The sequence below is a fragment of the Telluria sp. LT2P80 genome (assembly GCF_059685955.1).
Genome location: NZ_JCASIO010000001.1, coordinates 779284 through 802401, shown reverse-complemented (window position 1 = coordinate 802401; position 23118 = coordinate 779284). Strand labels below are relative to the sequence as shown.

The following is a 23118-nucleotide window of genomic DNA, read 5'->3' as shown; positions in this document are numbered from 1 at the left end:
GTGGCGCCCCCCCCCCCCCCCCCGCCCCCGCGGGGGCCCGGCCCCCCCCCCCCCCCCGGGGGGGGGCCAGGTCTGACATTCGGACACGATCTGGACAGTCGGGCCAGTCGGAATTAGCTGGCAGCGGGCCATGCTAATACCATGTGAGAGATCATTGGAAGTTGCTAAGGCTGAGGCCGTGTCTGAATGTCAGACCTGACCCCGGCTGTGCGGCTGTGTTTAAAGTCGCTAAGGCTGAGGTCGTGTCCGAATGTCAGACCTGACCCCAGCTGTGTTCACTGTGCTTAGCGCATGCCTTCGATCATCACCTTCAGCTTGATCGAATCGGCCACGAACGCGCGGATGCCTTCGGCCAGCTTTTCGGTCGCCATCGCATCTTCATTGAGCATGAAGCGGAACGTCTTTTCGTCGATCGCGATCTTCTCGATATCGGCGCTGTCGTCCTTGACCAGCTTCCGCTCGAATGGTGCGTCGCTGTCGGCCAGCTTTTGCAGCAGGTCCGGCGAGATCGTGAGCAGGTCGCAACCGGCCAGTTCGAGGATCTGCGACGTGTTGCGGAAGCTTGCGCCCATCACTTCGGTGGCGTAGCCGAACTTGCGGTAGTACTGGTAGATGCCCTTGACCGACTGCACGCCCGGATCGTCGGCGCCCTGGTAATCGGTGCCGGTCGACTTCTTGTACCAGTCGTATATACGGCCGACGAACGGCGAAATCAGCTTGACGCCCGCTTCGGCGCAGGCCACGGCCTGGCACAGCGAGAACAGCAGCGTCAGATTGCAGTGGATGCCGTCTTTTTCCAGGATCTCGGCGGCGCGGATGCCTTCCCAGGTCGAGGCGATCTTGATCAGCACACGCTCGCGCGACACGCCGGCCGCTTCGTACAGCGCGATCAGTTCGCGGCCCTTGGCCACCGTGGCCTCGGTATCGAACGACAGCGCGGCGTCGATCTCGGTCGACACGCGGCCCGGCACGAACTTGAGGATTTCCACGCCAAAGGCGATCAACAGGCTGTCGATGATGCCGTCGATCGACGCGTCGGGCGCGTTGGCGATGGCTTTTTCGAGCAGCGGACGGTATTCCGGCTTTTGCACGGCCTTCAGGATCAGCGACGGGTTGGTGGTCGCATCCTGCGGCGTGTACGCCTTGATCGACTGGAAGTCGCCGGTATCGGCGACGACGGTGGTGAATTGCTTGAGCTGTTCGAGTTGGTTCATGGTGGTCTCTTGAATATGCTTAGAAATCGGTGCCCGCGACAAACGCGGCCAGCATGGCTTCCAGGCCGGCGCGGTCTTCGTCGCTGAAGCGCTCGAGCTTCGGGCTGTCGATATCGAACACGCCGATCAGCCGGTCATCCTTGAGCACCGGGATCACGATCTCGGACGCCGACGCCGAATCGCAGGCGATGTGGCCCGGGAATGCATGCACGTCGGCGACCACGATGGTCTCGCGTTTGACGGCCGTGGCGCCGCACACGCCGCGCCCGAACGGGATGCGCGCGCAGGCGGGCTTGCCCTGGAACGGGCCGACCAGCAGATCGTTGCCTTCGCCTTTTTTGGACGGCACGGTGAAGTAGAAGCCAGCCCAGTTCAGGTCGGCGATGGTGTCGTAGACGAGGGCCGAGAACTGCGACGCATTGGCCGTCAGGTCGCGTTCACCTTCGAGGATGCTCGTGACCTGGCGTACCAGCAGGTCGTAATCGGGGCGGTCGCTGCGTTCTGGATTGATGTGCATGGCGTTGCCATTTGGCGGTCAATAAAGGAACTATTTTAGCCCAATGGCTTCGCTTGCGGTTGCGTGCACCCCGGGTTCAGCGCCTGAACGTGGCCAGCGCCCGTTGAAGGACCGGATCAGTGCCGGCGCGGACCGACTTCACGGTCGGGAAGGCTTCGATGTCCGGCGCCAGGCCGCGGCCCACCAGCTTGCCCCCGTCAGGCAGCAGATCGCGCTTGTAGCAAATGCGTCCCCACCCGCCGCCCGGCAACTTGATCCCGATCGGCTGCCCGGTGCTGCCGGCGGTCGTGGCGCCGATCGTCGTGCCGCGTTCGAGCGCGTTGAAGGCAAGGACGAAGTCCTCGGCAGCCGAAAAGGTTTGCTCGCTCGTCAGCACGACGACGGGGCCGGCGAAGATCTTGCCGAACCGGTTGCGCGCGGGTGCTATCGCCGGCATGGGTTCCCACGTCAGTGTGCGTGACGATTCCGTGCTGGCGATGCTGGGGCCGCGCACGAAACTGAGCGCGCGTGGAATCGGCTGGTTGGTCAGGCGCTGCAGGATCGACTCGCCATGGGCGGTGGAGCCGCCGCCATTGCCACGCACGTCCAGGATCAGCCCTTTGGCACGCATGATCTGCGGCGCGTGCATCGCGAACGCGATCACGCCACCGTCGCTTTCGAAGTGGTCGAGCGAGAGATAGGCGATGTCGCCAGCGAGCATGCGAAACGCGAACGGTTCACGCTTGCCAGGGGCGTCTGCGCTGCCGCGCGCGATGGTTTCTTCGCGCTGGCGTCCGGTGCCGTCACGCAGCGTCAAGCGCACCGGCACCCCGGCGTCGCCCGTCAGGAGCTGATAGGAATACATGCGCAGCGCGCGGTCCTGCGCGGTCGAACTGCTGACGTACGGCGCGACTTTTTGCTCGGCATACTGTTTGACCGGCATGCCGTCGATGGCGACGATTTCATCGCCGACGCGCAAGCCCCCAGCCAGTGCGGGATCGTGTACGGCGATGACCAGGACCGCATCCTTCACCAGCGCCGTCATGATCGGCGGACGCGCGTACAGCCGGTCCTTCAACTGATCGGGCGGGAAGATATTGGTGTGGCCGTCGCGCAGCAGCGGCGCAAACTGCATCAGCACCTGGTAATACGCGGCGGTGGTGTCGGCCGCGATCACCTTGGGCAAAAATTCCAGGTAAGCCTGGTTCCAGTCGAGAGTGGGCGCATTGTCGAAGTGGACGAAGTACTGCCTGGCGTCGGCCCAGAATTGGGTGAGGCCGGCGATGCGTTCTTCGACCGTGAGCCGTTCGCGGTAGGTCGAGCCGGCGCCGAAGTCCTTCAGCATGCGCAGAGGCGTCGACCATGTCGCCCGGATGGCTTGAAAGCGCGGCTCTTCCCGCAAGGCTGCAAACGCCTCATCGGCCAGTATCGGCTTGGTGGCGTCGCCAAGCCAGCCATAGCGTCCCATGGTTTCCAGCGCATCGAGCGCTTTGTCGGTCTGGCCCAGCCGGGCGTAGACCACGGCCAGGTCGCGCTGGACATCGAGGCCGCGGAAATACAGATAGCGCGAGCCGGTGCCCAGATCGCGCGTCAGCGGCGTGTCGAGCCAGTCGACCAATCCTTCGAGCCGTTGCGCCGCCTGCTCGAGGGCGACCCGGTCCGATTTGTCCTTGAGCTGCGTGCTTACTTCGTTGCGCACCGTCTGGGCGTAGTCGTAGCCGGCTTGCGCCGGCGACGGTGCGGCGCGGTCGTCAGCGCCGGCAGGCAGCGCGAGGCAGGCGCACAGCAGGGCGGCGAGGGACAAACGTGGCATGCGATTCCTTGTGACGGCGGGCGAGCCGGCCAGTCTACAAGGGTGAAAGGGGGGAAAGGCTCACCCATTATCACGTGAGGGCGCTTAGCCAATAAACGAATCGAACTGCATGTCGAACTCCTGCAGCGCCTTCTGGGCGTTCTGCATTTTCTTGCGAAACTCCGGCCCGCGCCGCAGCGCCAGGCCCACTGCCAGCACGTCGATCACGACCAGGTAGGCCAGGCGCGCCGAGATCGGCGTGTACGGGTCGGTCGCAAACACCAGGTCGATCGGGATCAGTAGCGTGGCCATCTCGGCCAGCGGGGTCCCCGATGGCGCCAGCACGATCACCTGCGCGCCGCCCGCCTTGGCCAGCTTGGCCGACCGGGTCAGTGCCGGGTTGTTGCCGCGCTGCGAAATGGCGACCACCGCATCGCCTTCGCGCAGCAGGGCCGCGGCGATCGAGTGAATCGCCGGGTCGGTGTAGGCCACCGTCGGCACGCCCGAGCGGAAGAACTTGTGCTGCGCATCGGCTGCCACGAAGCCGGACGTGCCCTGGCCGTAGAACTCGATCTTGTTGGCGCGCGCCAGGATTTCGAGGGCCTGCTGCACCAGCTCCGGCTTGAGGTTGTTGCGCAGGTCGAGCAGCGTGTTGATCGAGCGGCTGCAGATCTTGTTGATCAGGTCCGACGCCAGGTCGTCCTGGTGCGGCGCCTCGTTGGCGCCGGGCAGGGCCAGCGCCAGGCCTTGCGCCAGCTTCAGCTTGAACTCGTGCCAGCCGTCGTAACCGAGCGTGCGGCAAAAGCGCACGACGGTCGGCTCCGATACGCCCGCGTTGCGCGCGAGCGCCGTGATGTTCTGGCTCACGGTGCCCGATGGCGCGGCCAGCACTGCGAGCGCCACCTTGCGCTCCGATTTGGAGAGCGTGTCGAGCTGGGTGCGGATCGAGTCGAGCAGCATGGGTTGGCCTCAGTCTTCGGGCAGCGATTCTTCGCGCCATTGCAAGCCGTCGCGCCCGATCAGGGCGCTGGCCGCAGCCGGGCCCCAGGTGCCGGACGTGTACGGGGCGGGGGAGGTGTCGTCCTGCTCCCAGTGTTCCAGGATCGGTTCGACCCATTCCCACGCCGCTTCCAGCTCGTCGCCGCGCATGAACAGCGTCAGTTGGCCGCGCAGCACGTCGAGCAGCAGGCGCTCGTACGCTTCCATGCGAGGCGACGTGAACTGCTCGCGGAAATCGAGTTCGAGTTCGGCCTGTTTCAGGCGCATCGAATCGCCCGGCGTCTTGGCCATCAGATTCATCGACAGTCCTTCATCGGGCTGCAGGCGAATCACCAGGCTGTTGGGCTGGAAGCTCGACGTCGGCTGGTTGAAGATCGAATGCGGGATCGGCTTGAAGCGCACGACGATTTCGGCCAGGCGGTCGGACATGCGCTTGCCGGTGCGCAGATAGAACGGCACGCCGGCCCAGCGCCAGGTGTCGATTTCGGCCTTCATCGCCACGAAGGTCTCGGTGCGCGAACTCTTTGGCGCATCCGGTTCGTCGCGGTAGCCGGGCACCGGCTGGCCGTCGATATAGCCCGAGCGGTACTGGCCGCGCACGATATTGTGGGTCAGCGTCGTCGGCGTGAAGCGTTTCAGCGAGCGCAGTACCTGCAGCTTGGCGTCGCGCACCGCGTCCGGCGCGATCGAGGCCGGCGGCTCCATCGCCACGATGCACAGCAGCTGCAGCAGGTGGTTCTGCAGCATGTCGCGCAGCGCGCCCGAGTTGTCGTAGTAACCCATGCGGTTGCCCACGCCGATCTTCTCGGCGATGGTGATCTGCACGTCCGAAATCCATTCGCGGCGCCACAGCGGCTCGAACAGGATGTTCCCGAAGCGCAGGGCCAGCAGGTTCTGCACGGTCTCCTTGCCCAGGTAATGGTCGATGCGGTAGATCTGCGATTCGGCGAACACCTTGCCCACGTCCAGGTTGATCTGCTTGGCCGAGGCCAGGTCGCGGCCCAGCGGTTTTTCGAGCACCACGCGCGAATTGGGCGTGGCCAGGCCCGTGGCGGCCAGGTTGTCGCAGATCTTGGCGAAGATCTGCGGCGGCGTGGCCAGGTAGTACACGCGCGTGAGCGACGCATCGGCGCGCAGGGCCGCGACCAGGTCGCCGAAGGTGCTCGCGTCGGTGGCGTTCAGTGCCACATAGGTGATGCGGCCGAGGAATTTGTCCCAGTTGGCACCAGACGGCGCTTCCTTGATGTGCGGCTTCGAGTTGGTCTCGACCATGTGCAGGAATTCTTCCTGCGTGGCGTCGTCGCGCCCGACGCAGATGATGCGGGCACTGGCCGGCAGGTCGCCGGCCACGTCGCGCGCGAACATGGCAGGCAACAGCTTGCGCATCGCAAGGTCGCCACTGCCGCCAAAGAATACGAGGTCGAAATCGGGAATCGCCATAATGGGTCGGATCTGCGTCAGTAAAAGGGTTTTGTAAATTTACTACATAATTTATGTAGTATCAAGAAAATCTACTACGTTCGCGCCCTATGACGACCTATGGTGCCATATTCGCCGCGCGCGCAGCGCAGGCAGGCGTGTCACCCGCGGGGCAGGGGTACCTGCCATGTACTTTGCTGCGCATGCACCTGCTGGCCCAGCCAGTCGGCGAACGCGCGCACGGTCGAGGCCAGATGCCGGTCTTGCGGATAAATCAGTGACAGCGGAACGGGCGGCCCCTGGACTGCCGGCAGGACGCGCACCAGGCGGCCGGCTTTCAGGTGCGGCATCGCCACGTAACTGGCGACCCGGATCAGCCCCAGCCCTTCCAGGCCGCAGCCCAGATAGGCGTCGGTGTCATTGACGATGAGCCGCGCGCCGGCCGCAATCGTTCGCTCGGCGCCATCGACCGTGAAGCGCCAGTCGGTCGCGCGGCCGGTGGCGGCTGACTGGTAGCCGATGATGTCATGCCCATCGAGCGCATCGAGCGAGTGCGGCGTGCCGCAGCGTGCCAGGTAATCCGGCGAGGCGCAGGTGATCCAGTCGAAGCTGCCGAGATGACGCGCCACCAGCAGCGCCGATGACGCCGGCGTGCCGGCCCGCACCACGCAATCGACGCCTTCCTGAACCAGTTCGACCGGGCGGTCGCCCAGCGTCAGGGTCAGGTCGATGGCCGGATACCGGGTCTGGAATTCGCGCAGGACCGGCAGCACAACGGCCCGTGCAAACGAGGAGGTCATGTCGATGCGCAGCCGTCCGCGCGGTGCGGCCGTGCCGTCGGACAGCGCTGCCTCCACCCCTTCGATGGCACTCAGGATGCGCTGGCAGTGGTCGTAATACAGGCTGCCGTTGGGCGTGACGTGCAGGGTGCGCGTCGTGCGCTGCAGCAGCCGCACGCCCAGGGACGCCTCGAGTTCCTGGATCGCGCGGCTGATCGTCGAGCGCGGCACTGCCAGGATGTTGGCGGCGCCGGCAAAACTGCGTGCTTCGACGACGCGCGAAAAAATCTGCATTGCCCGTAACTTGTCCATCGTTCCTGCCTCGCTGATCTGCCCCGATCGTCGATTATCCCACCCATCACAATTCTGAAATGCCGGCGGGCGGGCTTACGCGCGGGAGGGCAGGTGACCATACTTCACGCCTTTGATCACGACAGGAGCTCGCATGACGACCCACGACAATGCAAACAATGCCCCGCACACGCTGGTGCTTGGCGCCGGTGAACTCGGCATGGCCATCCTGCGCCATCTGGCGCCGCGCCAGAAGGCTGCGGGGCGCGCGCTGGCCGTTCTGGTCACGCCCGGCTCGATCGACGCGCCAACCGCGCGCCAGCGGCAGGATCACGCCACGCTACGCGCGCTGGATGTGGCACTGGTGCCGTTCGACCTCGCACAGCGCAGCGAAGAAGAACTCGTCGCCTTGCTGCGCCCGTTCGACACCGTCATCAACTGTACCGGCTTCGTCGCCGGCCCGGGCACCCAGCTGCGGCTGACCCGGGCGGTGCTGGCTGCCGGCGTGCGGCGGCATATTCCATGGCAGTTCGGGGTCGATTACGACATTGTCGGCAAGGGCAGTGGCCAGCCCGTATTCGACGAGCAGTTCGACGTGCGCGGCATGCTGCGCGGGCAGGACCGGACCGAGTGGATCATCATCTCGACCGGCATGTTCACCAGTTTCCTGTTCGAGAAGACGGCCGGCATCGTCGACCTGGATGCCGGCATCGTGCGCGGCCTGGGTAGCTGGGCCACGCAGGTGACGGTCACCACGCCCGATGACATCGGCCGGTGTACCGCCGCGATCCTGTTCGAGATGCCCCGCATCGCGAACCAGGTCGTGTATCTGGCCAGCGACACCGTCTCGTACGGGCAGCTGGCGGACATCGTCGAGCAGGTGACCGAGCGCGCCGTCGAACGTACCTTGCTGACCCGCGAAGCGCTGCAGGCCGGTCTCGCTGCACAGCCAGACGACGCAAAGGCGCGCTACCGCCTCGCCTTCGCGCGCGGCGACGGGCTGGCCTGGAGCAAACAGAATACCTACAACGAGCAGCATGGTATCCCGACCTCGGACATCCGCACCTGGCTCACGCAGTTGTCGCGCCGCGCAGACAATCAGCCCTCTGGCATCCATGATGAATGACAGCCCGGTCGAATGGGACTATAGTTTCCACAGGTAAATACCGCAGCCGTTCGAGCTGAGTACGAGGGAGACATGATGGGGTGGATGCAAAGTCTGGGACGGGCGCTGTCGCCGTTCGGTGGACGGGCCGTGGGTGGCAGCGTTGGCGGCAGCATGCGCGCGCTGGTGGTCAAGGCCCGCGATGGCAGCATCCGCACGGCGATCAATGCCGCGCGCCTGCGCAAGGAAGTCGATCAGGCGCAGGCCCAGGCCGCGCGCCAGCACCAGGCGGCCGGCGCGCTGGCCGCCGCAGCGCGCGAAGTCACCGACCTGTCGGCCGATGTCAATGCCGGTACGCTGCGCATCGCCGACACCGCCCAGCGCAACCTGCACACGGCGCGCGAGTCGATGGATGAACTGACACGCCTCGAAGCGCGCATGCGCACCATCGAGGCGCAGGTGCATGGTTTTTCGGACACCGTCTCGCAACTGGTCGGGCACCTGCACGAGATCGGGGAATTCGGCACCGTCATCGAGAACGTCGCCAACCAGACCAATCTGCTGGCGATCAATGCCGCGATCGAGGCGGCGCGCGCCGGCCCGGCCGGGCGCGGGTTCGCCGTGGTGGCGTCCGAAGTGCGGCGCCTGTCGCAGGTGGTCAACGCGGAAGCCGTCAAGATCGCGACCGCCAGCAGTGCGATGCGCGGGCTGGTGGCATCGACCTCCAGCGCGACGGCAAATATCCTCGATGGCGTGAACGTCTCGGCGCGCGAAGCCGGCAGCGCGGCGAGCCACCTGACGACGTTCGTGGCCGATTTTGAGCGCATGACCGCGACCGTGGACCAGATGGCGCTGGCGATGCAGTCGCTCGATGGCGTCAACCAGCAGATCGGGGCGCGCGTCGGCGAGGTGGCGAGCAACGCATCCGGGGCGGCGGCAACGATGCAGGATGCGTCGCGCCGGGTGGACGAGGTGCGGCTGGCCACCGAGGAGCTGCAAGGCGTGCTGGCGGGTTTCCGCACCGGCGGCACGCCGTTCGACGCGCTGGTCGACGCAACCACCGTGCTGCGCGAAGAGGTGCTGGCCTGTCTGAAGCGGCATGCCGCGGGCGGCGCCAACGTGTTCGACCAGAATTACCAGCCGATCGCGCAGTCCGATCCGCCACGCTTCACCACGTCGTACGACCGCATTGTCGAGCGCGACCTGCAAATCCTGTTCGACCGCGTGCTGACCGATTTGCCGGGCGCCGCCTACGCGCTGGCCGTGGACAACCGCGGCTTCGCGCCGACCCACAACACCAAGTTCTCGCGCCCGCCCAACGGGCAGCGCGAGCACGACCTGGTGTATTGCCGCAACAAGCGGATCTTCGACGATCCGGTGGGTATCCGGCTGGCGAAGAACCGCGAGCCGTTCCTGCTGCAGACCTATCTCCGCGATACGGGTGAGGTGATCAACGATCTGTCGATGCCCATCGTAATCGACGGGAAGCACTGGGGTGCGGTGCGGATCGGCTACGATTCGGCCCGCATGATGGGCTGAGGGGGGGCTGCTTCTATCTGCCGGTTCGCGATATAAGCATAGGCAAAATCGATATTGGCAACGTAATTGGAGGTTTGTTAAGCTTCGCGTCCCTTCGGCGGTCGAGGTACCGCCGTCACCGACCAGAAGAAGAGAAGCCCCCATGAGCTGCAAGCACCATCACGCCAACCCGCATCGCGCGGTCCTGATCCTGAGCCTGATCGCGACCCTCGCACCGACCGCCGCGCTGGCCCAGGAGACGCCGCCGCCGGCGCCGGCCGCCCAGGACGTGCAGACGATCGTCGTCACCGGCACCCGTTCACTGAACCGCCGCACGCTCGATTCGGAGTCGCCCGTCGACGTCATCGGCAACAAGGAACTGCTCAGCACCGGCTCGGGCGAGCTGGCCACCGTGCTGTCGCGCCTGCTGCCATCGATGAATTTTCCGCGTCCGAGCGGCGCCGACGCCAGCGACGCGGTGCGCCCGGCGCAGCTGCGCGGCCTGTCGCCCGACCAGACACTGGTGCTGGTCAACGGCAAGCGCCGCCACACATCGGCCGTCGTCAACGTCAACGGTACGCTGGGCCGCGGCTCGGCCCCGGTCGACCTGAATGCGATTCCGCTGGCGGCGATCGAGCGCATCGAAGTGCTGCGCGACGGCGCCGCGGCCCAATACGGCTCGGACGCCATCGCCGGCGTGGTCAACATCATCCTGAAGCGCGGCGCCAAGGGCGGCGAAGCGGAAGTGGTGTATGGCCAGTATGACGCGGGCGACGGCGAGCAGGCCACCGTGCGCGGTTCGGCCGGCTTCGACCTGGGCCAGGATGGCTGGGTGCGCATCGCCGTCGAAGCGGCCGACCGCAACGCCACCAACCGCTCGTTCGCCGATCCGAGGCCGTCCGCCGGTCCACGCCAGGGCCTGAGAACCCAGCGCTACGGCGACCCGGACAGCCGCCCGCGCACGCTGTTCGTCAACAGCGAAGTGCGCATCAACGACGACGTCGACTGGTACGCCTTTGCAAGCTACGGCGAGCGCGACACCTCGTCGGCGGCGACCTTCCGCACCGCGTTCACCGACAACACCCGCACCACGCTGCGCTCGCCCCTGTACCCGGAAGGCTTCCAGCCGCTGCTGGGCAGCACCTCGGTCGATGCCTCGATCGTGACGGGCCTGCGCGGCGTGGCCGCCGGCTGGCGCTGGGATGCGAGCCTGAACCACGGCCGCAACCGCTTCACGCTCGACGTGAATGACACGGTCAACTACAGCCTGGGCGCGGCCAGTCCTACCAGCTTCTATGCGGGCGAACTGACCTCGAAGCAAAGTCTGGCCAACCTGGACGTGGCGCGCGAGATTCCCGTGTCGTTCATGAGCGGCCCGCTGACGGTGGCCCTGGGCCTGGAAGCGCGCCATGAATCGTACGAAATCGGCGCGGGCGAAGCCGGTTCGTACTTCGGTTCCGGCGCGCAGGGCTATTCGGGCTTCCGCCCTGAGAATGCAGGCGAAAACAGCCGCAACAACAAATCGGTGTACCTGAACCTGGAAGGCGACATCACGAGCGCACTGTCGGGCGCCCTGGCGCTGCGCCATGAACGTTACAGCGATTTCGGCAGCACGAATTCGGCCAAGGCATCGGCACGCTATGCGTTCACGCCAGCCTTCGCGCTGCGCGGCACGGCATCGAACGGTTTCCGCGCGCCGTCGCTGGCGCAGTCGTTCTACACGATCACCACCACCAATACGCTGCTCGTGAACGGCGCCAGCGCGCTGGTGGAGACGGGCACGTTCCCGGTCGGCAGCGCTGCCGCCCGTGCACTGGGCGCGCAGCCGCTCAAGGCCGAAAAGGCGCGCAACCTGAGCATCGGTGCGCAGTGGCAGCCAACCCGCAACTGGACCACGACGGTCGACCTGTACCGCATCGATATCGATGACCGCATCGTGTTCTCGTCGAACCTGCAACTGGCCAATGCACCGGCGCTGTCACGCGCGCTTGCGGCCCAGGGCGTGTTCGTCGGCGCGGCGCGCTACTTCACCAACGCGGTCGACACGCGCACCAAGGGTGTCGACGTGGTCAGCACCTACCGCCTGAACTTCGCGCAGGGCGCGCGCGCCGACCTGACGCTGGCCTACAACCATAACGACAATGAGGTGCAGGGTGTGGCGGCGTCGCCAGCCGTGCTGTCGGGGCAGGGATTGTCGCTGGTGGACCGCCAGAGCATCAACCGCCTGACGGTGGGTTCGCCGAAGGACAAGCTGGGCCTGACGGGTGACTTTACGCAGGGTGCGTGGAATGGCCGCGCCGTCGTGACGCGTTACGGCGAATTCACGGTGCCGCAGAACGATCCGGCGCTGGACCAGAACTACGATCCGCAGTGGGTGCTCGATCTGGCAACGAGCGTGCGCCTGAACCAGTGGCGCCTGACGGCCGGCATCGACAATGTGACCAACCGCTATCCTGCGCAGGTCACGTCGCGGGCCAACCTGAACGTGAACGGCACCCAGCCGTACAGCGTGTGGGCGCCGAACGGCTTCAATGGCCGCTACTTCTATGTGAAGGCCGGCTACACCTGGTAAGCAGGTGCGGGCCCGGGTTCAGATAGCGTACTCGGGCTCTTCGCGGCCGGCGACATCGAGCCGCACCGACAGTACCTTGCCAGTGTGCGGATACTGCGCGATTTCTTCGCTCGACCGGCCCTGGCTGGCGCTGGTGATGTACAGCATGCGCAGGTCGGGCCCGCCGAAGCAGACCGACGTCGGGCAGCGCACGGGCAGTTTGATCTCACGCAGGATCTCGCCGGTTGGCGAGATGCGCAGCACGCGACCGCCTTCGAACATCGCGACCCAGTACATGCCTTCAGAGTCGATTGTCGCGCCATCGGGCCGGCCGCCGTAGTCCGGCGCCGTTTTATCGGTCGGGAAGGTGAGGATCGTGCGGCGGTTGCTGTGCTCACCGGTGGCCACATCGAAGTCGTAGCAGTCGATGCGGTGCGTGGTGGTATCGGCATGGAACATCGTGCGGCCGTCCAGGCTCCAGGCCAGGCCGTTCGAGTTGGTCATGCCGCCGCGCCAGGCGCAGCGCAGGTTGTCGCGCGCGAGTACGTACATCTCGGCGGCCGGCTGGTCGCGCGGCTCGTACATGGTGCCGATCCAGAACCGGCCCGCCGGGTCGACGCGGCCATCATTGAAGCGCACCTTCGACGTATCGTAGGGCGCGTCGGCGATCGGGGTTTCCGCGCCGTCGGTCGTGTTCAGGCGCAGCAGGCGCTCGCGTGTGGCCACGACCAGGAAATTGTTGTCGTCGATGGCCAGCGCCGACGGGTTCGACCCCATCTTCCAAGAGCTGAATTTGCCGCTGGCCGCGTGCAGGCGGTTGACGGTCAGGCCTTCGATGTCAACCCAGTACAGGGCCGACTCGACTTCGTGCCAGATCGCCGATTCGCCCACCAGCATCGGCGCATCGTGTACCACTTCAAATTTTTCGGTTGCCATAGTCTTCTTTCGCGTCGCAGGTGCTTCAGCCGGCGTAGGGTGGACGGCTATGCCGTCCACGCGTTCAAATCAAGCTGATTTTGTGGTGTACCAAAGATCGTTGAACGCGTGGACGGGGAACCCGTCCACCCTACAGGATTACGATCAGACGGCGGCTTTCGCGCGCGCGATCAAGCCGTTGGTGGAACTGTCGTGCAGGTTGGGTAGCGGCTCGCCCGCCAGCTCGGCCTCGATCTTCTTGGCCAATACCTTGCCCAGCTCGACGCCCCATTGGTCGAAACTGTTCACGTCCCACAGCACGCCCTGGACGAACGTCTTGTGCTCGTACAGCGCGATCAGGGCGCCCAACGTGGTGGGCGTCAGGCGCTCCATCAGGATCGTGTTGCTCGGGCGGTTGCCGGGGAAGGTCTTGTGCGGCGTGAGGCGCTCGACTTCGTCTGCCGGCAAGCCTTGCGCCATCAGGTCGGTGCGCACTTCGTCGGCGGTCTTGCCCTTCATGAAGGCTTCAGACTGCGCGAAGCAGTTCGCCAGCAGGGCAGTGTGGTGGTGGTCCATCTCGTGCGCCGGACGCAGGGCCGCGATGAAGTCCATCGGCGTCACGTCGGTGCCCTGGTGCAGCAGCTGGAAGTAGGCGTGCTGGCCATTGGTGCCGCACTCGCCCCAGATCGCCGGGCAGGTTGGCGTGTCGACGGGCTGGCCGTCGCGCGTGACGCGCTTGCCGTTGCTTTCCATGTCGAGCTGCTGCAGGTAGGCCGGGAAGCGGTTCAGGTCCTGGTGGTACGGCGCGATCGAGACCGAGCCGCACTCGAGGAACTGGCGGTTCCAGAAGCCGATCAGGCCCAGGAGCGCCGGCAGGTTCTGCTCGAGCGGCGCGCTGCGGAAGTGTTCATCCATGTCGTGGGCGCCGGCCAGGAAGTCCTTGAAGTAGCCGAAGCCCACGGCCAGCGCGACCGGCAGGCCGATCGCCGACCATACTGAATAGCGCCCGCCAACCCAGTCCCAGAACGGGAACATATTGGCCGGGTCGATGCCGAAGGCCTTGATCGCCTCTGTGTTGGTCGATGCGGCGACGAAGTGTTTCGCCAACGCCTCTTCAGGCGCGTGCGCCAGGAACCAGCGGCGCGCGGTCTGCGCGTTCATCATCGTCTCGGTGGTGGTGAAGGTTTTCGAGGCGACGATGAAGAGCGTCGTTTCGGGATCGACCTGGCTCAGGGCGGCGTCCATGTCGTGACCATCGACGTTCGAGACGAAATGCATGCGCAGACGCGGATGCGCGTAATGGCGCAGGGCCAGCACGACCATCTTCGGGCCAAGATCCGAGCCACCGATGCCGATATTGACGATGTCCGTGATCGGTCTGCCGGTGTGGCCCAGCCATTCGCCGCTGCGCACCGCGTCGGTGAAGGTCTTGATGCGATCGAGCACGGCGTGGATGTCGGCATTGATGTCCACGCCGTCGACGACGTGCGACGCACCGCGCGGGGCGCGCAAGGCGGTGTGCAGCACGGCGCGGCCTTCGGTGTTGTTGATGCGCGCGCCCAGGAACATCGCATCGCGCCGCGCTTCGACGCCGCGCTCGCGCGCCAGCTGCATCAGCAGTTCAAGCGTGCGCCCGTCGAGGCGATTTTTTGAATAGTCTAGGAACAGGCCTGCAGCCTCGTCACTGAATCGCTCGAAGCGCTGCGGGTCGGCGGCAAACAGATCGCGCATCTGCCACGTGGTGGCAATGTCGGCGTGCTGGGCGAGGGCCTGGAAGCTGGCGGTACTGGTCAAGGATGGCTGGCGCATGGGGTCCGGGGTGCGTGGCACAATGTTGTCGTTAACAGATTATCGAATAATACAATTATCTGCGCGTAAATTCACTACATAAAAGCGCGTGTGCGCCGCCAGGATACCAACGAACGGCGCTTTTCGGCACGCGCCTCCACGCTCATCCATACAGCATCGGGCATCGCTGAAGAGCGCAGCGGTCCAAATTGTAGTAAAATTTCAGATACTAAATTCAGGAAGGAACGAACATGGCGCTCCACCCCGTAGTCGAACAGGTTACCAATCGCATCATCAAGCGCAGCGGCCCGTCGCGCGCAGCCTATCTGGCGCACCTCGAGGCGGCCCGCATCCAGGGCGTGCAGCGCGGCGCGCTGTCGTGCACGAACCTCGCCCACGGGTTCGCCGCGTTCCCGGCTAACGACAAACTGAAGCTGCGTGAAGTCAAGCAGCCGTCGGTGGCGATCGTTTCTTCCTACAACGACATGCTGTCGGCGCACCAGCCGTTCGAGAGCTATCCGACCATCATCAAGGACGCCGTGCGCGAGATCGGCGCCGTGGCCCAGTTTGCCGGCGGCGTGCCCGCCATGTGCGATGGCGTCACGCAGGGCCAGCCGGGCATGGAACTGTCGCTGTTCTCGCGCGACACCATTGCCATGGCCACCGCCGTCGGCCTGTCGCACAATATGTTCGACGCCAGCCTGTACCTGGGCATCTGCGACAAGATCGTGCCGGGCCTCCTGATCGGCGCGCTGCACTTCGGTCACATTCCGGGCATCTTCGTGCCGGGCGGCCCGATGACGTCGGGTCTGTCGAACAAAGAGAAAGCGCGCGTGCGCCAGCTCTACGCGCAGGGCAAGGCCACGCGCGAAGAACTGATGGAATGCGAAGCCGCGTCGTACCACGACGCCGGCACCTGTACCTTCTACGGCACCGCCAACAGCAACCAGATGCTGATGGAAGTCATGGGCCTGCACCTGCCGGGCGCCGCGTTCATCACGCCGGGCACCGAACTGCGCGATGCGCTGACCAGGAGCGCAGCGCGCCAGGCAGTGGCGATCTCGCAGCAGGGTGGCACCTACATGCCGATCGGCCGCATCGTCGACGAGAAATGCATCGTCAACGCCATCGCCGCGCTGCACGCGACGGGTGGCTCGACCAACCATACGCTGCACCTGGTGGCGATCGCACGCGCGGCCGGTATCGTGATCGACTGGGACGACTTCGACCAGCTGTCGAAGGTCGTGCCGCTGCTCACGCGCATCTACCCGAACGGCGAAGCGGACGTGAACCACTTCCAGGCCGCCGGCGGCCCGGGCTTCATCATCCGCGAACTGCTGGACGCTGGGCTGGCGCACGAAGACGTTAATACGGTGCTGGGCCACGGCCTGCGCGCCCACTGCAAGGAGCCGTTCCTGGGCGAAGATGGCAAGACCATCTGGCGCGACACGCCGGCCCAGAGCGGCGACGAGACCGTGCTGCGCCCTGCATCGAACCCGTTCAGCCCCAACGGCGGCATGGTGCTGGTGCAGGGTAATCTGGGCCGCGCCGTGATGAAGATCTCGGCCGTCAAGCACGACTACCACGTGATCGAAGCACCGGCGATCACGTTCGATTCGCAGGAAGATTTCATGGGCGCCTACAAGGCCGGCCAGCTCAATCGCGATTTCGTCGCCGTGGTGCGGTTCCAGGGCCCGCGCGCCAACGGCATGCCGGAACTGCACGCCCTGACGCCAGCCCTGTCGAACCTGCAGGATGCCGGCTTCAAGGTGGCGATGGTGACCGATGGCCGCATGTCGGGCGCGTCGGGCAAGGTGCCGGCCGCGATCCACGTGTCGCCGGAAATCCTGGCCGGCGGTCCGCTGGGCCTCGTGCGCGACGGCGACATCATTCGCGTCGACGCCACCACCGGCACGCTGCAGGCGCTGGTGCCGGCGGACGAGTGGGCTGCGCGCAAGCAGGCCACGACCGATTTGAGCAAGAGCCACATCGGCATGGGCCGCGAACTGTTTACGATGTTCCGCGCCTCGATCAGCGCCGCGGAGCAGGGCGCGGCGACGTTCCCGCTGCCGTCGCCGATCCCCACCATCGTGCCGCTGCACGAAGGCCTGGACGCCAATGAGGTCGTGCCGGGTTCAGACGAAGACTTTCTCTTTAGGACGCAGAAATGACCTTACTTGAAATTATGCGCTCGGCGAGCGTGATCCCTGTCATCGCCATCGACGATCCGGCCCACGCCGTGCCATTGGCCAGGGCGCTCGTCGCCGGCGGCATCCGCGTGCTCGAAGTCACGCTGCGCACGGAGCACGGCCTGGGCGCGATCCGCGCCATGAGCGAAGTCGAAGGCGCCATCGTGGGCGTTGGCACGCTGACGTCGCCCGAAGAATTCGTCGCCTCGCGCGACGCCGGCGCCGTATTCGGCGTCTCGCCAGGCCTGACGCCAGCGCTGATCGCCGCCGCCAAATCGAGCGGCCTGCCACTGCTGCCGGGCGTCATGACGCCATCCGAAGTGATGGCCGCGCGCGAAGCGGGCTTCCGCCAGGTCAAGCTGTTCCCGGCCATGCAGGCAGGTGGCGTGGGCATGCTCAATGCGATCCGCGGCCCGCTGTCGGACATGACGTTCTGCCCGACCGGCGGCATCACGATCGAGACCGCCCCGGCCTTCCTGGCCTGCAAGAACGTCGCCTGTGTCGGCGGTTCGTGGCTCACGCCGAAGGACGCGATCGAGGCCGGCGACTGGGCCCACATCACCGCGCTGGCCAAAGCCGCCGCGGCGCTGCGCGCCAGCTGAGCGGCGGCGGGCGACACATCGTGCGCTCGTCCTTTCGCCCCCTGAGCGAAGGTGAAATCAGATTGGCGTCGCTGCTGTTCGGCGACGCCATCGATGTCACCCGCGTGCGGATCCACAACCGCCGCTACATGCCGTTCCAGCCACGGAACTGCTGCATGACGCCCAACGGCAGCATGTATTTTCACCATTCCTGTTTTCTCCCCGACTACGCACGCGGCGATCCGCCTGCGATCCACTGGTTCGTGCACGAGATGGTGCACGTCTGGCAGCACCAGCTCGGGTATCCGGTGCGCCTGCGCGGGGCATTCCGGATCGGGCTATCCTATGGCTACACGCTGACCGAAGATGCGACGCTGGAGGACTTCAATATGGAAGCGCAGGGGGATTTGCTGGCGGATTACTTCGTGCTCAGGCACTTGCGCCGGCCGGAGGCGATGCGGCAGCAGCGCTACCGCGACAGCCTGGCGTTGTACGAGAAGGTACTGGCGCTGTTTCTGGCCGATCCCGCCAGCCGCGCCAGTTTGCCCCGTGGGCCGGCGCGCTGGCTGGCGGCATGATGCGCCCATTTTCCTTGGGCGCGATGCTGGCCGCCACGGTCCTGTGCGCGCCCGCGCTGGCCAGCACCTGCTTCGGTAATAACGGGGCAGGGCGCATCGAAGGCGCGGTCGCCTTGCCGCTTGCGGGCGCCATCTTCGCGGCCTACTCGGAACTCGGTCTCAAGCTTGGCCGCACCTGGGTTCATGCGCAGGTAAGTGATGTGGTGCTGGGCGCGTATTCGACACTTTCCCGTAGCACGCCGGACGTGCAGTACGTCTACGGCGAGACCGGCCTGCGCAACGGCGGCCCGATGCCGCCCCATCGCACGCACGAGAACGGGACATCGGTGGACTTCATGGTGCCGGTGCGCGGCCGGGATGGGCGGCCAGCGCCGTTGCCGCGTACCGCGCACAACCACTATGGGTACGATCTGGAATTTGACGACGCAGGCCAGCTTGCGGACTTGCGCATCGACTTCGCCGCCATTGCCGCGCATCTGGCGCAGCTGGATCTGGAAGCACGGCGCCATGGCTTCGGTATCGCGCGCGTCATTCTGGAGCCGGCCTACATCCCGCGTGTACTCGCCACACCTGCAGGCCAGCGTCTCAAGTCGCTGCCGTTCATGAAGACCAGGCCCTGGGTTCGGCATGACGAGCATTACCATGTCGATTTTGCGGTCAAGTGCGTCGGGTAGATCGACGGCGGGAGCTACCGTTGCCAGTTGCGCCATCGAACCGCTCGCCAGCCTGCCTCGCTCAGAACGTATGCCGCAAACCGATATTGAAAGCCCTGTCGCCTGAGCCAGTCTCGGCATTGTTACCCACCGTATAACCAGCCCCGTTCCGGTTGTCGATCATGCCGTACGAGGTATACGCACTGGTGCGCTTGGACAACGCATGCACATAACCCACCGCATACTGCGCTGCATCCTGGTTCAGCGCGGTCTTGTCATTCTTGCGGATATACGAGGTCATGATGGTGCCGGCTGGGCCAACGGGGATGGTGACGCCGACCAGCGTGTCGTCGCCGCGCAGGCTCGGTCGGAACACCTTGCCGTAGGGGAGTGGCGTTGCATTGTTCAGTGGCGCGCTGTTGAGCCCTTTGTCGTTGCTGTAGGCAAAGAAAACCTTGACCACCTTGAAGTCGACGTTGGCCACGAACAGGGTGTTGCGACCGCTGTCGGTACCGGTGAGGGTGGCGCTGTCGTTGTTGCGATGGTTGTGCGCCAGCCGGGCGTTGACCGGCCCCTTGGCATAGTTGATGCTGACGTTGTACTGGCTGCCGGCTTCGCTGTCGCCGGCGGTCTCGCCCAGCGAGTACAGCAGTCCTGCGCTGAAGCCATTCTTCACCGGCGTCGTGTAGATGATCGAGTTGTTCGCGCGCAGATTGGCACCCGCGACCGGGAACAGGTTCTTGGCGCTGCCCGACAGGCCGCTGCCGAATGGATCGCCGACCTGACCGAGGGCGTTGTAGGTCAGCGTGTACTGGCGCCCGACCGTCAGACTGCCGGCGTCCTTGCTGGCAAGTCCCACGAAGGACTGGCGGTTGAAGGCCTGGGTGGACGAGGCCAGCGCACCGGTGTCGATCGAGATCCCGGCCTCGAGCACGAACAGCGCCGAGACGCCGGCGCCCAGTTCTTCCGATCCCTTGAACCCCAGACGTGAGGCGGACGCGACGCCGCTGCTGACTTTGGTGACGTTGCCGGCTGCGCCGCCGCGTTCGGACACGATGCCGGCGTCGGCGATGCCATAGATCGTGATATTGGATTGGGCCGTGGCTGCGCCGCTGGCAGCAAGCAGCATGACGATTGGCATCGCCGAGAATGGTTTCATGTTTGTCTCCGTGTATTTTTATGGGGTACAGCGTGGCGGCTCAGTCGAGTTCCATATCGAGCAGCATTGAGCTGAGCGATTTGCCATGCGCGTCCAGGGCCAGCGAGCGCGTCACGCCCCCGCCCAGCGCCTGCTGCATGACGAAATTCATGGCGCCCAGTTGCGGCAGCAGGTAGCGGGTCACCTCGCCGTGCACGATGCCGGCAAAATGCAGGCGTACCCGTTCGGCGGTGACCTGCTGTTCCAGCAGCGCGTAATCGGCCGCGTGAAACGCGATCAGCGACAGGTTGGAAATGTCGCCCTTGTCGCCGGCGCGCGAATGCGCGATGTCGCGTAGTTTCATGTCAGGTTTCCTCGAAGTGGATCGTCGCGCTGACCTGCGCGGCAGGCAGCAGCGTGGAGCGGATCGCGATCACCTCGCGCGCCGACCGGGTGGCGCCGCCGCCGCCCGCCGGCCCGCAGGTGTACAGGGTTTCGACTTCGTTGCCGATGCGGATCGCTTGCTGCAGGCTGTCGGTACGGCCGATGACGCGCAGCCGCACCTCGCGCGGTTCGGCATCATGGGGCCCGTCGCGGTCGCCATGCAGCGCATTCACGCCGATCAGGTCATAGCGCACTTCGGTCAGTGCGACGCCCGTCAGTGCGAACCGTTCGGCGACAATTGCCTGCGCCAGGCGCGCGCGCGCCAGTGCGCCTGGTCCCGCATACGAGATCTGGCCTTCGCCGATGTAGCTGTCGATGTAGCCGATCGATACTTTCAGCATGCCGCTGCACGGATGGCCGCTGGCGCCCTGCAGGCTGACGCGGTCCGGTGCGCACTCGGTGATCGTCACCGCCGAGAAATCGGCCACGACGTCCGGCGTCTGGTACGCAGCCGGGTCGTGGATTTCGTACAGCAGTTGCTCGGTGCAGGTGGCGCGCGTCACGTAGCCGCCCGAACCGGCCACCTTGGTGATGTCGACGCTGCCGTCCTCGCCGATCACGGCGAGCGGGAAACCCAGCCGCGCCAGGCTTGGTACGTCCTTGACGCCGGGGTCGGCGAAGTAGCCGCCGCACACCTGGCCGGCGCATTCGAGCAGGTGCCCTGCGAGCGTGCCCTGGCCCAGGCGCTGCCAGTCGTCCATCGCCCAGCCGAAGGCGTGGATGGCCGGTGCGAGCACCAGCGCCGGGTCGGCGATACGGCCGGTGATGACGATGTCGGCGCCTTGCGCCAGCGCGTCGACCAGTGGCTGCGCGCCCAGATACGCGTTGGCCGACAGCAGCCGGCTGCCCAATGCCGCCACCGGTTCGCCGGTGTCGTCGAGGTAGTCGCCCTGGCGCAGCTGCTCGAGGACGTCGTCGCCCGTGATGGCGGCGATTTTCAGGTGGCCAAGGCCGAGCGAGACAGCGATCTGCCTGGTTTTGGCGGCCGCCGCGAGCGGATTGGCCGCGCCCATGTTCGTGATGATCCTGATGCCCCTGTCTGCGCAGGGCTTCAGTACTGCCAGCATGCGCGCTTCGAGCAGTGGGTCGTAACCGAGCGCCGGATCTTTCATCCGGGCTTGCTGGGCGAGGGCGATGGTGCGTTCGGCCAGGCATTCGAACACGAGGTAATCGAGGTCGCCATGCTCGGCCAGTTCGAGCGCCGGTTCGATGCGGTCGCCCGAATAGCCGGCGCCGCAGCCGATGCGTAGGGTTTTCATGGTGCAGTCTTTCGAAAGGGTCAGTGGGTTCGTCAGAACGGGAACAGCCCGATCAGCGCGGCGACGCAGGTCATGAATACCGTGGTAGCGAACAGGTAGGGAATCGTGAAGCGCTGGTGTTCCCCGAGGTCGATGCCGACCAGTCCGACCAGCAGGAACGTGGCCGGCGTCAGGGGGCTGACCGGGAAGCCGGTGGTCATCTGGCCCATCAGCGCGGCCTGCGCCAGCTGCACCGGCGGCACGCCGAGCGCCGTGCCGGCCTCGGCCAGTACGGGCAGCACGCCGAAGTAGAACGAATCCGGATCGAAGATCAGGCTCAGTGGCATCGACACCAGGCCGGTGACGAACGGCAGGTGGCTGGCCAGGCTGGCCGGGATGCTGGCAGCGAGCAGCTGGGCCATGGCGGTGAGCATGCCGGTGCCTTTCATGATGCCGGTGAAGACGCCGGCCGCGAACAGGATGCTTGCCATCATCAGGGCCGCCTTGGCATGCGCATCGACGCGGTTACGCTGTTCGGCGACGTCAGGGTAGTTGATCAACAGGGCCAGCACGGTGCCGAACATGAAGCAGGCCACCGGATCGAGCACGTTGGAGATCATCGTGCCCAGAACGACAATCACGAGCAACACGTTGGGGATGAAGCGGCCCGGCCGGCGCAGCTTCAGCTGGGCTTCGTCGATTTCCTGCACATGATAGTCGGGGGCGCCGGAGCCAGAGCCCGCACTGGCCAGCATGGCGCCGGTCAGGCCCAGGCGCCGCTGTTCGCGCACACCCATCATCCAGGCGCAGCCAAAAACGAACAGCATTCCCGCGATCTGCACCGGCACCATCGGCAGGTAGAGTTCGGACATCGGCAGATGCAGCGCCGCCGAAGCGCGCAGTGTCGGGCCGCCCCACGGCAGCGCATTGGCCACGCCGGCCGACATGGCGACGACGCAGGCCAGGATGCGCTTGTCCATCTGGAGCTTGATGTACAGCGGCAGCATCGCGGGCACCACGACCAGGAAGGTCACCGCGCCGGAGCCGTCGAGGTGGACGATTGCCGCCAGCACGGCGGTGCCGAGCGTGATGCGGGCCGGGTGGTTGCCGACGATCTTCAGGATGCGGTTGACGATCGGATCGAGCATGCCGGCGTCGGTCAGCACGCCGAAGAACAGGATGGCAAACACCAGCATGCCGGCGATCGGCGCGATGGCCTTGATGCCATTGGTGATGTACGTGCCGATCTCGGCGCCGAAACCGCCGATGAGCGCGGTGAGCACCGGGATCGCAATCAGCGCGACAAGGGCGGACATCTTCCTGCCAAGGATGACGAACAGCAGGGCGAAAATAGTAAGAAAGCCGAGGAAGGCCAGCATGAAAGTCTCCAATTTATTGTATGTGCTGATCGATGCAGCACTTGAGGCCAT

19 protein-coding genes are annotated in these 23118 nt (G+C 65.6%); 7 read left to right on the top strand and 12 right to left on the bottom strand.

Annotated features, from left to right (window positions below):
* Positions 1–284: 284 nt before the first annotated feature.
* The 6 genes from tal to AC56LW_RS03495 all read right to left on the bottom strand — a co-directional run bounded on the left by tal (position 285) and on the right by AC56LW_RS03495 (position 7011).
* Positions 285–1214, bottom strand: coding sequence for a transaldolase (tal, locus tag AC56LW_RS03520; protein WP_183555665.1), 930 nt, complete (start codon positions 1212–1214; stop codon positions 285–287).
* Between the two features lie 19 nt (positions 1215–1233).
* On the bottom strand, positions 1234–1731 hold the full coding sequence (locus tag AC56LW_RS03515; RefSeq protein ID WP_332531379.1) for a free L-methionine (R)-S-oxide reductase MsrC: 498 nt from the start codon (positions 1729–1731) through the stop codon (positions 1234–1236).
* A 76-nt stretch (positions 1732–1807) separates the two neighbouring features.
* Positions 1808–3523 (bottom strand): S41 family peptidase, encoded by a 1716-nt coding sequence (locus AC56LW_RS03510; protein ID WP_499631688.1) that lies wholly within the window; start codon positions 3521–3523, stop codon positions 1808–1810.
* Positions 3524–3607: 84 nt separating this feature from the next.
* Positions 3608–4462, bottom strand: coding sequence for an SIS domain-containing protein (locus AC56LW_RS03505; protein ID WP_183555662.1), 855 nt, complete (start codon positions 4460–4462; stop codon positions 3608–3610).
* A gap of 9 nt (positions 4463–4471) precedes the next feature.
* Positions 4472–5941: a glucose-6-phosphate dehydrogenase gene (gene zwf / locus AC56LW_RS03500; RefSeq protein ID WP_332531381.1), complete on the bottom strand. Its 1470-nt coding sequence runs from the start codon at positions 5939–5941 to the stop codon at positions 4472–4474.
* 140 nt (positions 5942–6081) lie between these two features.
* Positions 6082–7011, bottom strand: coding sequence for a LysR family transcriptional regulator (locus tag AC56LW_RS03495; protein ID WP_499631684.1), 930 nt, complete (start codon positions 7009–7011; stop codon positions 6082–6084).
* Between the two features lie 133 nt (positions 7012–7144).
* Between AC56LW_RS03495 and AC56LW_RS03490 the strand changes: the two genes are divergently transcribed.
* The 3 genes from AC56LW_RS03490 (at position 7145) to AC56LW_RS03480 (ending at position 12185) form a co-directional block, all read left to right on the top strand.
* Positions 7145–8116, top strand: a complete 972-nt coding sequence (locus tag AC56LW_RS03490) for an aromatic alcohol reductase (protein ID WP_499631681.1) — start codon at positions 7145–7147, stop codon at positions 8114–8116.
* A 72-nt stretch (positions 8117–8188) separates the two neighbouring features.
* On the top strand, positions 8189–9634 hold the full coding sequence (locus AC56LW_RS03485) for a methyl-accepting chemotaxis protein (protein WP_499631678.1): 1446 nt from the start codon (positions 8189–8191) through the stop codon (positions 9632–9634).
* Between the two features lie 142 nt (positions 9635–9776).
* A complete protein-coding gene (locus AC56LW_RS03480; RefSeq protein ID WP_499631675.1) occupies positions 9777–12185 on the top strand; it encodes a TonB-dependent receptor plug domain-containing protein in 2409 nt (802 codons plus the stop codon).
* A gap of 18 nt (positions 12186–12203) precedes the next feature.
* Here AC56LW_RS03480 and AC56LW_RS03475 read toward each other — a convergent pair whose 3' ends face one another.
* Both AC56LW_RS03475 and pgi read right to left on the bottom strand, forming a co-directional pair.
* On the bottom strand, positions 12204–13100 hold the full coding sequence (locus AC56LW_RS03475) for an SMP-30/gluconolactonase/LRE family protein (protein WP_499631671.1): 897 nt from the start codon (positions 13098–13100) through the stop codon (positions 12204–12206).
* Between the two features lie 144 nt (positions 13101–13244).
* Positions 13245–14888 (bottom strand): glucose-6-phosphate isomerase, encoded by a 1644-nt coding sequence (gene pgi, locus AC56LW_RS03470; RefSeq protein ID WP_499631668.1) that lies wholly within the window; start codon positions 14886–14888, stop codon positions 13245–13247.
* A gap of 230 nt (positions 14889–15118) precedes the next feature.
* Here pgi and edd point away from each other — a divergent pair, with 230 nt between their 5' ends.
* Genes edd through AC56LW_RS03450 form a run of 4 tightly spaced genes read left to right on the top strand, consistent with a single transcriptional unit; the run spans position 15119 to position 18889 of the window.
* Entirely contained in the window at positions 15119–17038 is a 1920-nt protein-coding gene (edd, locus tag AC56LW_RS03465; protein WP_499631666.1) for a phosphogluconate dehydratase, read from the top strand.
* Positions 17035–17658, top strand: a complete 624-nt coding sequence (gene eda, locus AC56LW_RS03460) for a bifunctional 4-hydroxy-2-oxoglutarate aldolase/2-dehydro-3-deoxy-phosphogluconate aldolase (RefSeq protein ID WP_343025066.1) — start codon at positions 17035–17037, stop codon at positions 17656–17658. The genes edd and eda overlap by 4 nt, the downstream gene beginning before the upstream one ends.
* Positions 17659–17678: 20 nt before the next feature.
* Positions 17679–18215, top strand: a complete 537-nt coding sequence (locus AC56LW_RS03455; protein WP_499631663.1) for a Rhs element Vgr protein — start codon at positions 17679–17681, stop codon at positions 18213–18215.
* Positions 18212–18889: a penicillin-insensitive murein endopeptidase gene (locus AC56LW_RS03450; RefSeq protein WP_499631660.1), complete on the top strand. Its 678-nt coding sequence runs from the start codon at positions 18212–18214 to the stop codon at positions 18887–18889. Before AC56LW_RS03455 ends, AC56LW_RS03450 begins: the two co-directional genes overlap by 4 nt.
* Positions 18890–18950: 61 nt before the next feature.
* Here AC56LW_RS03450 and AC56LW_RS03445 read toward each other — a convergent pair whose 3' ends face one another.
* From AC56LW_RS03445 to AC56LW_RS03430, 4 genes are read right to left on the bottom strand one after another with little or no spacing between them, the layout of a single operon-like run.
* On the bottom strand, positions 18951–20027 hold the full coding sequence (locus tag AC56LW_RS03445) for a porin (RefSeq protein ID WP_499631657.1): 1077 nt from the start codon (positions 20025–20027) through the stop codon (positions 18951–18953).
* A gap of 40 nt (positions 20028–20067) precedes the next feature.
* Positions 20068–20370 carry an AtuA-related protein gene (locus AC56LW_RS03440; protein WP_332531397.1) on the bottom strand — a complete coding sequence of 101 codons (303 nt, stop codon included), beginning with the start codon at positions 20368–20370 and terminating at the stop codon, positions 20068–20070.
* Position 20371: 1 nt separating this feature from the next.
* Positions 20372–21709, bottom strand: a complete 1338-nt coding sequence (locus tag AC56LW_RS03435; RefSeq protein ID WP_499631654.1) for an acyclic terpene utilization AtuA family protein — start codon at positions 21707–21709, stop codon at positions 20372–20374.
* 32 nt (positions 21710–21741) lie between these two features.
* The gene (locus AC56LW_RS03430) at positions 21742–23067 is read right to left on the bottom strand and encodes a CitMHS family transporter (protein WP_499631651.1); all 1326 of its coding nucleotides are present in this window, start codon (positions 23065–23067) and stop codon (positions 21742–21744) included.
* Positions 23068–23118: the final 51 nt, after the last annotated feature.